A 14,455-nucleotide genomic window follows, 5' to 3' on the forward strand; every position below is an offset into this window, starting at 1 on the left:
CTGCCATCCGTTTTGTATATCGTTGATTAATCCGGAGAAACACTGGAATGGAGAAAAATATTGTTGTGAAACGGGGAATGGAAGATGAATTGGATTGAACGGCTGGAACCGCAATTCCGGGAAAAATGGACATTTGAAGAGGAGATGCCGATCCAGTCCAAGATGATTCCTGCGATGATCGACGGACGGGACATCGTGGCGAAATCGCCGACCGGATCGGGCAAGACGCTCGCCTATGTAATCCCGCTATTGACGCTCGCTGACGGAACGTCAAAGAAAACGGAAGCGCTTGTGATGGCGCCATCGCAGGAACTCTGCATGCAGATCGTCGAAGTATTCCGCGAGTGGACGGAAGGCACCGATGTCACGGTCACGCAGCTGATCGGCGGCGCGAACAAGCAGCGCCAGATCGAAAAGCTGAAAAAGAAGCCGACGATTGTCGTTGGAACGCCGGGGCGCGTCTGGGAACTCGCCAATGACCGGAAGCTGAAAATGCACGACATCCGCCACATCGTCCTGGATGAAGGTGACCAGCTTCTCGGGCGCGACCACCGGACCGATGTCAAGTCGCTGGTCGCAGCCGCGGCATCCGACTGCCAGGTCGCGGTCGTCTCGGCGACGATCACCGATGAGATCCGGCTTGTTGCAGAGCGTTTCATGGATGACCCGCTACAGCTGAGCGTGACTGCCGAAGAGCTTCCGAAAAAGGGGAAAATCACCCATTCCTATATCAAGGTCGACGAGCGCGATAAAACAGACCTGATCCGCAGGCTTTCCCATGTGGAAGGTTTGCGGGGACTGGCCTTCATCAATAACACGGACCAGCTCGTCATGAAAGAGTCGAAGCTGAAGTTCCAGGACGCGCCGGTTTCCGTCCTCCACTCCGGTATGAACAAGATGGAGCGGAAACAGGCGCTGGACGGATTCCGGGACGGCACAGTGCGCATCCTGATCGCGACCGATGTGGCTGCCCGCGGCCTCGATATTACAGGCCTCACGCATGTGATCCATGTCGATGTGCCCCGCACCGAGGAGCAGTACACGCACCGTTCGGGCAGGACAGGCCGCGCAGGCGCCGACGGTGAAGTGCTGTCGTTTGTATCCTATCCGGACGAAAAGACATACCGGAAGCTGACCCGTGCACTGCCCGGCAAACCGGTCCAGAAAGTCTGGCACAAGGGAGGCCTTATTGAAGGCTCATCCAAGACCGTGCAAGCTGCAGGTGCCGGAAAACCCGCGGGCAATGCCGGGAAAGGCCAGCGCAGCGGACAGAGAAAGGAAGGGAACAAGGGCGGAAAACGGCGATGAGGCGGCTGGTGCTCCTTGTCGGCACGCTGTTGTTGCTATTCCCGCAGCCAGGTCCCGCACAGGCAGCCGCTCCGGCATCTTATGTGGCACTCGGCGATTCGCTGGCTGCAGGGCAGACGCCGAACCGCGCGATTGACCTCGGCTACGCGGACATGATTGCGATGAAGCTGCGGCAGCACATCGGACTCGCCTTTTATTCGAAGGACCTCAGCTATCCGGGATTCACGAGCGGCCAGGTGCTGGAGCGGATCCGGTCTGATGAAGCTCGGCCTGTTCTGGAAAGGGCCACACTGATCACCGTTTCCGCGGGCGCCAATGACTTGCTCAGCCTCGTGCGCCATGATCCCAGATCCGGCACGCTCGCCTATGACCGGATACCGGCAGATTATGCGCTGAACGGAGTAAGGAAGAATATGGCGGCCATCCTGGATGAGCTGGCGGAGCGGGCGCCAGGGGCGAAAGTATATATCATGGGCTATTATTTCCCGTACCCCCATGCACGTGACAAGATGAAGCCGGGCCTCCGCAAAGAATTGGGCAGGCTCAATGCCCTCTTGAAGCAGGAGACGGAAGCTGAGGGAGCTGTTTTCGTACCGGTTGAAGAGACATTTGCCGCTGAAGGCAGCCAGTTGCTTCCGAACCCGGCGGACGTCCATCCGTCACTGGAAGGGTACCGCCGGATGGCGAACGCCTTCTTTGAAAACTCTCCCTACCGGCTGTCCGTACAGCCATGGGAAGTGCCGCAGCCGAACCCGGTCTCGTTTGAGGAAATGAATCGCCGGATGAAGCAAGCGGACGGGCGCAGTGCCGATTCCGGCGATGCAACACCGTCCCGAATAGCACTCGATAAACACCTTCAGGACATCCATGCCATCTACTTTAACCCCTCCGATTTGCCGGAGGGGTTTTTATAAGGTGTGAAACGAAGCCTTGCGAACTGGGGTGTTGCCATACTCTTGTGAGACACTGCTATACTCGAGAAAAACGTAGGCCGTTCCAGCCCCATACACACAAAACCCCCGCCGATTCCGGCGGGGGGTGGGTCTGTCCATCTGAATTCCGGTTTATTCCAGATGGCAGGCGGGCAGACTGGACTTATCGCTTGAGGAGCCGCGGCGCGGTGCCGAACAGGAGGGCGCAGGCGGCGGCTGTCAGGATGATGGACGGGATCATGTAGCCGGCGTTGTAGACGATTGAATACCACCAGACATTGTCGCCCGCATCAAGCGCCGCGGCACCGAAGAATACGACGCCCGACAACACATGCATGATGTAGCGAAGCAGGCCGCCGATGACTGTGCCGATCACGATGCCGGTCACCATCCGGCCCTTTTCGCCGGAGTCGGCACCGCGCAGCACCATCGGCCGCAGGAAAGCGGCAGCGCCGATCACGACAAATGCCGCGATGTAATCCAGGAAGCCTTGCACCGGGTGGATGATGTAGGCGCCGGCAAATGTCTGGAGAATGCCGAGGACCAGGCCGGTGAGCAGGCCGCCCCCGAGCCCCCAGCGAAAGGCCATCAGGACGATCGGCACCATTGTGAGGCTGATAGAGCCGCCTTGAAACCAGAGTTTGATGGAAATCTGATCAAGTACGAAGCCGATTGCGGAAAAGATCGCGACCTCGATCAGCAATTGAAGACGTTTATTGCGTTGCATCGGAAGATTCTCCCCCATTTTTATAATGTCGCAGAAGGGGATGGCCAATGGAAAAGGCGTCCGGGACAGAACCGGACGCCTTCGGGCATCGTTTTCCATCCACATCCCTGCGCAAGCATGACCTTACAGGTTCAAAGGGTCTGGGCGCCGGCCGCCCACTCTCAGCCGCATCCGCGGCTCCCCTCGTGGTTCAACTATTCAGTATGGACCCTTCAAGTGTAGACTACCCGCCCGCTGTTTTCAAGCCGCCCCGGCATAGGATGGAGACAGCTGTGCCACGTTTCTGAAGGAGGGCATCACCATGGACAATCCGCGCCTGATCGCCTCATTCAACTACTTCAGCATCCTTTTCGCTCCCGTCCTGTTCCCGCTTATCCTCCTTTTCGCTTCGGGAGACGGGCTTGTCCGGCGCCACGCAAAGCGGGCGCTAGCCATCCAGCTTCTTCCTGCCGTACCGCTCGCAGCGCTTCTTATGACAACTTTCATCGCGGCCAACGAAGTGAGGGAAGCGGCGTTCACCGGTATGGCGCCGACACTCGGCCATGCAGGGACGGCGGCCGTGCTGTCCTTGCTGTATGCCGTTTTTCAGGGAGCTGCGTTTGTCTGGTGTGCCGCGGCGGGGATCCGCGCGCTGAAAACGTGACTGTTTGGCGGCGGTCCGGTCTGTGGTATAGTGGAATCTGAATCCACAGAAGGAAGTGCTGAATCGAATGATCGCGAAGACGACCGAAGACTTCGAGAATCTCAAGAAAATTGGGCGCATCTGTGCGGAGATCCGCGATGCGCTGAAAGATGCCGCGAAACCCGGCGTCACAACCAAACAGCTGGATGACATGGCCGGGCGCATGTTCGAGGAAAAGGGAGCCATCTCCGGTCCCAAAGGCGAGTATGATTTCCCGGGCTTTACGTGCATCAGCGTCAACGAAGTGGTGGCTCACGGCATACCGGACAACTATGTGATCAAGGACGGCGACATGGTCAACATCGATGTGTCCGGATCGTACAACGGCTACTTTGCCGATACCGGCATTTCGATCGTGGCCGGGGAGCCGGACGAAGAAAAGCAGAAGCTGATCGATGTCGCGAAGTCTGCTTTTGACAAGGCGATGGAGAAAGTGAGGCCCGGCGGCAGGCTGAACCAGCTCGGCAAGGCGGTCAGCCGGGAAGCGAGCGACCACGGCCTTCACGTCATCAAAAACCTGACGGGCCACGGTGTCGGCCGCTCCCTGCATGAAGAACCAAGTCATGTGCTGAACTATTATGACCGCTGGGATACCACCCTGCTGAAAGAAGGCATGGTCCTCGCGGTCGAGCCGTTCATCTCCCAGAAGGCGGAGCACATCATCGAAGGCGGCGACGGCTGGGCGTTCATTACGCCTGACAAGTCGCTCGTGGCCCAGATCGAACACACCGTCATCGTCACGGCGGACGGCCCGCTTCTGATCACTGACATCAGCGAAGAGTAAAAACGGTCCCGGGGAAAAATCCCGGGACCGTTTTGCATATGTTGAATCATTAATCTTCCGCCGTTCGCGGCACATTTCTGCTTTGTCTTTTGCTGATGATCATCCAGGCAATCACAGCACCCGCAAGGAATAGGGAAGCTGCGGATACAAGTGGCTCGTCCAGCCCGTTCCTCAATGCGACCATGAGAGACATCCACGCAAAGACCCCTGCAAACACATCGTCCTTATGATGGTAAAGGAAATGAAGCGCGACTGCAGCTGCAAAGGTGAGCGTAATGATTGCCCATAGTGCATCACTCAGGCCAAGACCGCCCCAGTCATTCTCCTCAAGCGTATAATGAATTCCTACCAGGAGGCTGAAGAAGAAATAGGAGAAGATCCCCGATATGGGAACCCGTCCGGAAAGGCGATTCTCCGTTTTGGGATAAGTAAAGTAGAGAGCGGCCAGTACCGCCAGCATGGCAACATCAGATACGAGGAACAGGAGAAAGCGTTCTTCCTGCCAAGCGATGAGTTCGATCATATGGAACATGGAGGCGGCGATGAAAAGAGCAGTTCGCAGATTGGCGGTTGCCGGGCGCTCCGCCGGCCCGCCGCCGCGTATGACATACAATCCCAGAAGCGGGACAAGGATCAGCAAAATCAGCGATGCGTATATTGACGGCATGAAGACGACCGGAAGCCGCGCAGCAATCTCCCCGACGGGCCGCCCGAATGCCGGCATGAACATCGCCGATGCATGAAAGCCGACCGCCGCCAGCAGGGCGATCCCCATCAACAGTTTTCGGATCAATCTTCTTCACCTCCTACCCGTATTAGTATACATGGGATTTTCGGTGTTAACGGCGGAAAGTGTGACGCTTTTTTGCCAGATGGCAAGTTTCGCCTTCCGAACAACCGTGTTATAATTGTAAAGGAAATTGTTGTTAGAAAATTGGCAAACAGTCAGGGGGAATTGGGATGTCAACCACTACGTATCCGGTCACCTGGGACCTGGAGGCATTTTTCAGCGGCGGCAGCGAATCGGAAGAACTCCGTGCCCATCTTGATGAAGGGGCTAAAAAGGTCCGCGGCTATGCGGAAGCGGTCGCGGATTTCCGCACGCCTGAAACTGCAGACGCTGCAGAGAAAGTCGGGGATCTGATCGAAGAGACGAAAAACACCTCGGCCCACCTGAGAGAATCCGGCGCCGTCATCGGCTGCTTCCTGGCACAGGACACCACAGATAAAAAGGCGCACCTTCTGCAGGGAGAATCGTCCGCGCTCGGCGCAAAGTTCCAGACGGCGTTCATGTCGTTCCAGCAGAAGCTGTCAAAGACCGATGAGAAGGTATGGGAAGAACTGCTGGCCTCCGAGGGATTAAAGGAATTCTCGTTCATCCTGGGTGAATGGCGCAAAAAAGCCGGGGCCAAGCTCCCGGAAGAGCAGGAAGCGCTCATCACGGCGCTGTCGGTCGACGGCTACCACGGCTGGGGCGAACTGTACGACCTGCTTGTCGGAGACATGCATGTGAAGGTCACGGTTGACGGAGAGGAGAAGGTTCTTTCCGTCGGACAGGCGAACAACCTCGGCACCCATCCCGATCCCGCTGTCCGCAAAGAAGCGTTTGAAAAGCTGGAAGCGGCATGGGCCGAAAAAGAAGAGTTCTTCGCAAAAACACTCAACTCCCTTGCAGGGTTCCGCCTTCAGGTTTACGAGAAGCGGGGCTGGGACCATGTCCTCCGCGAACCGCTTGAGTATAACCGCATGAAGCAGGAGACGCTTGATGCGATGTGGGGCGCGATTTCGGCGAATAAGCAGCCGTTTGCAGAATATCTGAACCGGAAGGCCGCACTTCTCGGCAAGGAACGGCTTGACTGGCATGACATGTCTGCGCCGGTTTCCGAATCCACGGCAAAAATGGATTATCAGGAAGGCGCGGAATTCATCCTGAAGCATTTCGGGAAGTTCGGCCCGGAACTTGAATCGTTCGCGCGCATGGCGTTCGAGAACGGCTGGATCGAGGCGGAAGACCGGCCGAACAAGCGTCCGGGCGGATTTTGCACCGGCATGCCGCTGTCCGAGGAATCGCGCATCTTTATGACCTACAGCGGTTCGATGTCGAACGTCGCTACACTCGCGCACGAGCTTGGCCACGCTTTCCATTCCTATGCGCTTCGGCCCGTCCATCAGCTGAACAGGCAATATGCGATGAATGTGGCGGAGACTGCTTCGACATTCGCCGAGATGATCGTGGCGGACGCGGCGGTAAAAGAAGCACAGTCCAGGGAAGAAAAGATTGCCCTCCTTGAAGACAAGGCTCAGCGCAGTGTGGCCTTCTTCATGAACATTCATGCGCGCTTCCTGTTCGAAACGCGTTTCTATGAAGAACGGAAAAAGGGCGTCGTCTCTTCTGAACGCCTGAACGAACTGATGGAAGAAGCGCAGCGCGAGGCATATGCCGGCGCAATTGGCGAAGCCCATCCACACTTCTGGGCCTCCAAATTGCACTTCTACATTACGGGCGTTCCGTTCTACAACTTCCCGTACACGTTCGGCTACCTGTTCTCCCTCAGCATCTATGCGAAAGCGCTTGAGGAAGGGGAGTCGTTCGAAGAAAAGTACATGGCACTCCTGCGCGACACGGCCGTCATGACAACGGAGGACCTGGCGATGAAGCATCTCGGCGAAGACATCACAAAGCAGGACTTCTGGGAAAAGGGTGTCCGGCTCTGCATCCGTGATGTGGAAGAATTCCTCAGCCTGACATCCGATGAAGGGTGATCCGCCTTGATTACGCTGAAAGGCGAGAAGATCATTTTGCGCGTCCTGACCGACGATGACGCACTTGCCATGACAAACCTCGTATCCAGGAACAAGCACTACTGGTCGGTGTATGAGCCGCGGCACGACAGTTCGTATTACACAGTCGGCGTCCAGCGGGAAAAAATCCGCGAATCGCTCCAGCAGCTCAGGGAAAAGCGGGAGTACAGCTTCGGCATTTTCCGGGCGGAAGACGGCCGGCTGATCGGCCATATTTCCCTGTACGGGCTGAAACGCCTGCCTTTCCTGAGCGCTTTTGTCGGTTACTCGGTCGATCAGGGGGAGGCAGGACGCGGCATCGCAACCGAAGCACTGAAACTCGTGCTGAAGTTCGGCTTCGAACGCGCCGGGCTCCACCGGATCGAGGCCTATGTATCACCGAGAAATCAGGGGTCGGTCCGTGTGCTTGAAAAAGCCGGCATGCAGCGGGAAGGCCTCCTGCGCCAGCTGCTTTTTATTAACGGTGTATGGGAGGATCACTACCTCTACGCCATTCTTGAGGACAGCCATTGAAAGGGTAAGGCCGCTCTGCGGAAACCCATTGCAAAACTAAGGACCCTGTTCCGGCCATAAGCCGGGACAGGGTCCTTGTTGCGACCAAAAGCAAAGCGTTGGTAAGCAGGGTCCTTGTTGCGACCAAAAGCGGAGCGTTGGTAAGCAGAGCTCTTTTTGCGACCAAAAGCAAAGCGTTGGTAGGCAGGGTTTATTTGTGTCCGGTAGAAGGTGTGCGGGGTAACCACTCAGGTGTCCCGGGTAACCACTCGCGCTGGTAAAGATCCGTTGGACGGAATCCGTACTTAGCACCTCTCAATACAGCTCTTCACTCCTGGAGGATCACCAGTTCAGTTAGCCACTTTACGCATCGTTTTGATTGTTCCCAGTGCTTTCCCAGTGCCGAACACGACTGCCTTCATCGGATCAGGGGAGGTGTGGACCGGGACAGAGATCACTTGTGACAGCCAGTCCTGCATGCCGTTCATAAGGGCGCCGCCCCCGGTGAGGACGATCCCCTGGTCGACGATGTCGCCGGAGAGTTCCGCCGGGCATTGCTCAAGCGTTGTGCGGATGGCTTCAAGGATCGTTCCCATGCCTTCTTTCAGGCATTGCTGGATATCGCGGGAGTGGAGTGTGATCGTCTTCGGCAGGCCGGTGACGACGTCGCGGCCACGGATGTCCATCGTTTTCGCTTCGTGGGCGATTGGCGCAAACCCGATTTCTTTTTTGATGGCTTCCGCTGTCTGCTCGCCGATGATGAGGTTGTGGCGTTTCCGGATGTGATGGATAATTTCCTCGTCCATCTTATCGCCGGCGAATTTTACGGAGTTGGAAGAGACGACTCCTCCGAATGAGATGATGGCCACTTCGGTTGTGCCGCCGCCGATGTCGACGATGACGTTCGCAATCGGTTCGCTCACCGGAAGCTCCGCTCCGATAGCCGCAGCGACCGGTTCTTCGATCAGGTGAACTTCTTTTGCGCCGCCGGATTTTACGGCGTCCACGATCGCGCGCTGTTCGACGGAAGTTGCGCCGCATGGGATTGAAACGACCACTCGGGGCTTCCGGAGGGTTTGTCCGAGTTTCTTGGATGCCTTGGCCATTGCGGATTTAAGCAGTTCGGCAGTCATGTCATAGTCCGCGATGACGCCATCACGAAGCGGACGGATGGCGGTGATCTGCTCGGGTGTTTTTCCTAGCATCACTTTTGCCTCGTTGCCGATGGCAATCAGCCGTCCGGCCTTGTCAATGGCGACGACAGACGGTTCGTCAAAAACGATTTCTTTGGAGTTTGTATAGATGAGTAAATTGGCTGTGCCAAGATCGATGCCGATATCAGTAGAATTCCACATTTAAATTGCCTCCCGGTGACGGTACTTTCTGCTGATGATAAGTATAGTGGAAAATAGATTGTCCGCAAATTAGTAGTTATTGGATTATGACGACAGGTTTTGGGTCTTTAGTTTCACCATCATCCTTAAAGTGGAACTTTATTAAAGCGATAAGAGCAAAATATTACAGAAACAGTCACCTTTTGAAATCAGATTGTAAGAGAAATTTCATCTGAAATAAAAAAGAACTGCCGGAAAAACCGGCAATTCTTTTAGGAATCGAAGTTGTAATTTGTTTCAGGTCTTTCGTCGATAGTCGTCGAGTCTTCCGCGATCATGCTCCTCTTAAGGAAGTGCATCATGATCATCATACCGAAGATCATTAGCACCATAAAACCGAAAACGGTTGTATACAACAGCCACATAGCAGAATGCTCCTCTCTAAAGCGTAGTCCTATCTATATCTATAGCTCATTATACTACAGAATACGCCTGTTTTTAATAGGACATTGCTGGAATCCGGCTGAAATGTGACAAATGTGAACCGGCCGCATCCATCGTGGATGATTCTGCCGGGGAACAGGAATCAGAATGCCCACTCGCCGCCGCGGAGAATCGGTTCAGCAGTCCCGTCTTCAAGGATGCCGTCGATGTCCATTTTGTCGGAGCCGATCATGAAATCGACATGGGTGATGCTTTGGTTCAGCCCGTGCTTCTGTAGTTCCCCGCTGTCCATTTCCTTGCCGCCTTCGATGCAGAATGCATATGCGCTTCCGATAGCAAGGTGGTTTGAGGCGTTTTCATCAAACAGCGTATTGTAGAAGAGCAGTCCGGACGTCGAGATCGGGGAAGAGTGGGGGACCAGCGCTACTTCACCCAGGGATTTGGCCCCTTCATCCGCTTCAATGAGATGTTTCAGGACATCTTCGCCCTGTTCGGCTTCAACTTCTGTGATTCGTCCGTCTTTGAACGTGATCTTGAAATTATCGATGATATTGCCGCCATAGCTGAGCGGCTTTGTGCTTGAGACATAGCCGTCAACGCGTTCCTTGTGAGGAACAGTGAACACTTCCTCCGTCGGCATGTTGGCCATGAACGTAGCACCCTGTGCATTGATGCTGCCGGCACCGGCCCAGATATGGCCTTCCGGCAGGCCGATGGTCAGGTCGGTTCCCGGAGCTGTATAATGAAGCTTCGCATATTTTTTCTTGTTCAGGTGGTCTGCTTTTTCGTGAAGCGTTTCATCATGCATTTTCCAAGCCGCGACCGGATCTTCAACGTCGGCACGTACAGCCTTGAAGATGGCATCCCAAAGGGCAGGGATCTGGTCCTGTTCAGGAAGGTCGGCAAACACCTTTGCGGCCCATGCCTTTGACGGGGCCGCGATGACCGTCCAGCTCACCTTGTCGGACTGGATGGCCTGGCGGTATGACTCCAGAGCCTGGCCTGCAGCCTTCTGGAAGTTGGCAATCCGCTTCGGGTCGATCCCTTTCAGGAGATCGGGGCTTTGCGAAACTATATTCATGAACGCAGCATTCATCCCGACCAGTTCTTCGCGCATTTTAGGAATCCAGGATGGGAAGTCACTGAAAGAATCTTCCGGTGCCATCTCATATCGGAGGCGCGAAATTTCATCATCCTGCCAGTCGACAAAGACATGCCGGGCACCGGCCTCATACGCCTTTTTCGTAACAAGCCGTACGAATTCCGCTGACTCAGTCGAGGCGCCGATATAGAGAGGCTGCCCTGGCTGGATATTGACACCGACTTTAACTGCCAACTCTGCGTACTTCTCAAGATTCTCTTCGAAATTCCCCATTGTCCAAATCCCCTTTCTGTTCTAACAATAGTTTACCAATAGCCGGCTATGGCAGGCAACGGAAAATCCCCCGGCTGCCGAAGCAGTGCGGGGGATCAGAATAGCTTATTTACGAAGGCTGCCGAGTTCGGCTGCAATCGCCTGCATTTCGCTCGGGCTGAAGTTGCTGCGTTTCATGACCATGTCGTAGATATCGCGCAGATCCTCGTAGTCGGACGTGTTGAAGTGCTCGGACTTCATTGCATCGACATTGACCATCCGAAGCTTATCCTTGATCGCGCTGATCATATGCTCCACATTTTCCGCAGAGGGATTGGTAAGGTCCATAGTTGGTGTTCCTGCCTTTCATCGGATTGCCATCATTCTCACACTAATAGAATGCAAAGTCAAACAGCCTCCGGGAAGCAAGAATTCCGGAGGCTGTCTGAAGGGAAGCGATCAGTCGTTGGATGGCTCGACAGCCGGCACAGCGGCCAGCTCGGCTGCTTTTTCTTCCTTGATCTTGTTCTGGAAGCGTTTCGTTTCGGCTACGATGACACCGGACAGGCCGAGGAGGCCGATCAGGTTCGGAATGGCCATGAGTCCGTTCATGACATCGGAGAAGAGCCAGACGATATCAAGCGAAGCCGTTGCGCCAAAGTAGATGACGGCAACGAAGACCAGCCTATAGAACAAGAGGAGTCTCGGATTCGGGAAAAGGTACTGGAAGCACTTTTCTCCGTAATAAGCCCAGCCGAAGATTGTGGATGCCGCAAAAAATACGATTCCCACACCGACGATGTACTGGCCGGTCTGGCCGAAGAAGGTCCCGAATGCAGTGGCGGTTAGTGTGCCCGCTTCGACGTCTTCTGCCATGTAGGCACCGGACATGACGATGGTGACTGCAGTGATCGAGCAGATGATCAGAGTGTCAAAGAGCACTTGCGTCATGGAGATAAGCGCCTGGCGGCCTGGCATATCAGTTCTGGCTGCAGCCGCCGCAATCGGTGCGGAACCGAGCCCGGCTTCGTTGGAGAAGAGACCGCGGGCAATTCCATACCGGATAACAGCGCCGATCGCGCCCCCTGCAGCTGCCCCAAACCCGAATGCCTCCTGGAAGATGATTCCGAACGCGCCCGGAACGAGGCTGAAGTTCGTAATCATGACGACCAGGCCGGCCCCGAAGTAGAAGACCGCCATGATCGGCACGAAAAAGGCCGTAACCCTTCCGATCGATTTGATGCCTCCGAGGATGACTAGCGCCGCGACAATCATCAGGATGAGACCCGTAATCCAATAAGGCGTGTTGAAGTTCATGTTCATGGCATCCGCCACAGCCTTGGACTGGGTCCCGTTTCCGATTCCGAATGCGGCCAGCATGCCGAACAGGGCGAAGCTGACACCGAGCCAACGTGCCTTGAGGCCGTGTTCGAGGTAGTACATCGGTCCGCCGGCCATTTGGCCGTTTGCATCGGTTGTCCGGTATTTGACAGCAAGAATGGCTTCACCGTACTTGGTGGCCATTCCGAAGAAGCCGGCAAGCCACATCCAGAAGACTGCCCCCGGCCCCCCGAGGACGATCGCCGTGGCAACCCCGACGATGTTACCGACCCCGACGGTCGCCGCCATTGCGGTGGTGAGTGCTTGGAACTGGGAAATATCCCCTTCCGCTTTTTTGTCGTGCTTGCGGGAAAATACCTGCTTCAGGGAGTAAGGCAGTAAACGTACTTGGATAAATGCGAGCCTGAAGGTGAGGTAAATCCCGGTGCCGACAAGCAGGACGAGGAGCGGCGGCCCCCAAATCAGACTGCTGGCGGAACCCAGAATGTTCTCGATTGCTTCCATCTTTTTCCCCCTTTTCTCTCATTTTTGTTAAGCAAGAGGCATCTGTTGTATATCACCCCTTTCTATATATTCCGAAAGTTCGGCCTGCCAGTCAAGACCCAATTTTAAAAAAGGGCATCCGTCCTCCTTGTTTGTCTCTGCAAGGGTGAGGGTATAATGGAGTATGCAAATAGTCTAATCACAGTAATGGAGGGATTTTTGATGGCAGGAAGCAAGTTTGGCAAAATGGTCTTTATTGGTGCGCTTACCGGTGCGGTCATCAGCATGTTCGACAAAACAACAAGGTCTGAAATGTCACGCCGCGCCCAGGGACTCAGCGAGGATGCCAAGTATTACATGAAGAACCCGGACGTTCTGCGTTGGAAGCTCCAGGACAAGTCGGACAAGCTGAAGGCGCTCTATGAACAGTTTGACTCGGACAAGCGCTACCTTCAATCGAAGGCTTCGGAACTTAAGCAACTCACGCCGACCGTCAAGACTCTGGTTGAGGACACCAAGACGGCATTCGTCGACTCGAAGGATGCAGTCATGGAAGCCAAAGACGACTACAAGCAGATGGCGACTGAAGCGATCAAAGGCGGCCATCCGGGCACGGATCAACCATTTGTGCCGGAAGAGGCATACGCTGAAGGCCAGGTGGACGGCGGCTCGATGGGCGGAGGGACCTCCAAAGGAACCTTCGTGCCCGATGCGGCGTATCGTGAAGGCCAAGTGGCCGGAGAAGCACGAGATAATATGAAAAACTGATTGAACGGGAAGGGGGCGGATAGCAGATGACCGATGACAAGAAGTTGAGTACGGGTGCGGAAAACCCGGATAATGGGGACGACAGCCTGAAAGACAAAGTGATGGGTTTTGTCGAAGATGTGAAGGAAGGCGATCTGGAGCGTTTCGACGTGACGACGCGCCAGGGCTTCTTTAAAGAACTCATCACCCGGATCAAGCTGGTGGATGTCGTCGGATTGGGTTCACAGCTCGCTTACTTCTTTCTTCTATCCCTGTTTCCGCTCCTCATCTTCCTGCTGACGCTTTTGCCGTACCTGAACATCGACCAGTCGGCACTATTCGACTTCATTAAGGAGTATGCGCCGACCAATGTGTTTAATGTCGTTGAAAATACATTAAGTGAGGTGCTGAACAACCGCAGCGGCGGCCTGCTGTCACTCGGTGTCATCGGTACCATCTGGTCGGCTTCAAACGGCATGAATGCCCTGACACGGGCGCTTAACCAGTCGTATTTCTCACATGAGAAGCGCTCATTCGTCAAGAAAAGGGTCCTGTCGATCGTGTTTACTCTCATGCTGATCGGCGTGGTGGCGGTGGCCCTCGTGCTCCCGGTTTTCGGCGAGCAGATCGGAAAAACAATCTTTTCCTACATGGGGCTGGATGAAGAATTCCTGACGGTGTGGAACAGCATCCGCTGGACGATTCCGCCGCTCTTGATCTTTGTTGTATTCACGCTGGTCTATTGGCTGGTCCCGGCGGTGAAAATGAGAATCAAAGATGCGATTCCCGGAGCGGTATTCGCGACAGTAGGGTGGATTCTTGCATCCCTGGCATTTTCGTTCTACGTCGGGAACTTTGCGAACTATTCGAACACGTACGGCAGTATCGGGGGCATCATCGTGCTGATGGTCTGGATGTATTTCTCGGCCATCATCCTCATTCTCGGCGGGCAGGTTAATGCCGTCATGCAGGAAAGACGGGAAGAAAAGGAAGCGAAAGCCAAAAGCGGCGCTGTCGGGGCATGA

Annotated in this window: 15 protein-coding genes and 1 riboswitch; of the genes, 8 read left to right on the forward strand and 7 right to left on the reverse strand. The window is 55.2% G+C overall.

What is annotated here, in order from left to right:
- The first annotated feature begins 84 nt into the window (after positions 1–84).
- Positions 85–1,308: a DEAD/DEAH box helicase gene (locus KHA84_RS12065; protein WP_213423767.1), complete on the forward strand. Its 1,224-nt coding sequence runs from the start codon at positions 85–87 to the stop codon at positions 1,306–1,308.
- The gene (locus KHA84_RS12070; protein WP_213423768.1) at positions 1,305–2,222 is read left to right on the forward strand and encodes an SGNH/GDSL hydrolase family protein; all 918 of its coding nucleotides are present in this window, start codon (positions 1,305–1,307) and stop codon (positions 2,220–2,222) included. Before KHA84_RS12065 ends, KHA84_RS12070 begins: the two co-directional genes overlap by 4 nt.
- Before the next feature lie 181 nt (positions 2,223–2,403).
- On the opposite strand, the gene thiT is transcribed toward KHA84_RS12070, so the two are convergent.
- Complete coding sequence (gene thiT, locus KHA84_RS12075) at positions 2,404–2,967, reverse strand: energy-coupled thiamine transporter ThiT (protein WP_213423769.1); 564 nt, start codon at positions 2,965–2,967, stop codon at positions 2,404–2,406.
- 87 nt (positions 2,968–3,054) lie between these two features.
- A riboswitch (TPP riboswitch) is annotated at positions 3,055–3,161 on the reverse strand.
- A gap of 107 nt (positions 3,162–3,268) precedes the next feature.
- Here thiT and KHA84_RS12080 point away from each other — a divergent pair.
- Entirely contained in the window at positions 3,269–3,610 is a 342-nt protein-coding gene (locus KHA84_RS12080) for a magnetosome magnetite crystal formation protein family (RefSeq protein WP_213423770.1), read from the forward strand.
- A 67-nt stretch (positions 3,611–3,677) separates the two neighbouring features.
- Positions 3,678–4,433 (forward strand): type I methionyl aminopeptidase, encoded by a 756-nt coding sequence (gene map / locus KHA84_RS12085; RefSeq protein WP_213423816.1) that lies wholly within the window; start codon positions 3,678–3,680, stop codon positions 4,431–4,433.
- A 49-nt stretch (positions 4,434–4,482) separates the two neighbouring features.
- On the opposite strand, the gene KHA84_RS12090 is transcribed toward map, so the two are convergent.
- Positions 4,483–5,226 (reverse strand): hypothetical protein, encoded by a 744-nt coding sequence (locus KHA84_RS12090; RefSeq protein ID WP_213423771.1) that lies wholly within the window; start codon positions 5,224–5,226, stop codon positions 4,483–4,485.
- Positions 5,227–5,393: 167 nt separating this feature from the next.
- Between KHA84_RS12090 and KHA84_RS12095 the strand changes: the two genes are divergently transcribed.
- A complete protein-coding gene (locus tag KHA84_RS12095; RefSeq protein ID WP_213423772.1) occupies positions 5,394–7,196 on the forward strand; it encodes a M3 family oligoendopeptidase in 1,803 nt (600 codons plus the stop codon).
- Positions 7,197–7,202: 6 nt separating this feature from the next.
- The gene (locus tag KHA84_RS12100) at positions 7,203–7,748 is read left to right on the forward strand and encodes a GNAT family N-acetyltransferase (protein ID WP_213423773.1); all 546 of its coding nucleotides are present in this window, start codon (positions 7,203–7,205) and stop codon (positions 7,746–7,748) included.
- A 329-nt stretch (positions 7,749–8,077) separates the two neighbouring features.
- Here KHA84_RS12100 and mreBH read toward each other — a convergent pair whose 3' ends face one another.
- The 5 genes from mreBH to KHA84_RS12125 all read right to left on the reverse strand — a co-directional run bounded on the left by mreBH (position 8,078) and on the right by KHA84_RS12125 (position 12,704).
- Positions 8,078–9,082 carry a rod-share determining protein MreBH gene (gene mreBH, locus KHA84_RS12105; RefSeq protein ID WP_213423774.1) on the reverse strand — a complete coding sequence of 335 codons (1,005 nt, stop codon included), beginning with the start codon at positions 9,080–9,082 and terminating at the stop codon, positions 8,078–8,080.
- 251 nt (positions 9,083–9,333) lie between these two features.
- Positions 9,334–9,486: a hypothetical protein gene (locus tag KHA84_RS12110; protein WP_213423775.1), complete on the reverse strand. Its 153-nt coding sequence runs from the start codon at positions 9,484–9,486 to the stop codon at positions 9,334–9,336.
- A 161-nt stretch (positions 9,487–9,647) separates the two neighbouring features.
- Positions 9,648–10,880 (reverse strand): aminopeptidase, encoded by a 1,233-nt coding sequence (locus KHA84_RS12115; protein ID WP_213423776.1) that lies wholly within the window; start codon positions 10,878–10,880, stop codon positions 9,648–9,650.
- 105 nt (positions 10,881–10,985) lie between these two features.
- Positions 10,986–11,207: a DUF1128 domain-containing protein gene (locus KHA84_RS12120; RefSeq protein ID WP_213423777.1), complete on the reverse strand. Its 222-nt coding sequence runs from the start codon at positions 11,205–11,207 to the stop codon at positions 10,986–10,988.
- A gap of 111 nt (positions 11,208–11,318) precedes the next feature.
- Entirely contained in the window at positions 11,319–12,704 is a 1,386-nt protein-coding gene (locus KHA84_RS12125; RefSeq protein WP_213423778.1) for an alanine/glycine:cation symporter family protein, read from the reverse strand.
- A gap of 201 nt (positions 12,705–12,905) precedes the next feature.
- Between KHA84_RS12125 and KHA84_RS12130 the strand changes: the two genes are divergently transcribed.
- Together KHA84_RS12130 and KHA84_RS12135 are read left to right on the forward strand one after the other, a co-directional pair.
- Entirely contained in the window at positions 12,906–13,451 is a 546-nt protein-coding gene (locus KHA84_RS12130; RefSeq protein ID WP_213423779.1) for a YtxH domain-containing protein, read from the forward strand.
- Between the two features lie 26 nt (positions 13,452–13,477).
- Complete coding sequence (locus KHA84_RS12135) at positions 13,478–14,455, forward strand: YihY/virulence factor BrkB family protein (protein WP_213423780.1); 978 nt, start codon at positions 13,478–13,480, stop codon at positions 14,453–14,455.

Source organism: Bhargavaea massiliensis (assembly GCF_018390575.1).
GTDB classification, from domain to species: Bacteria; Bacillota; Bacilli; order Bacillales_A; family Planococcaceae; genus Bhargavaea; species Bhargavaea massiliensis.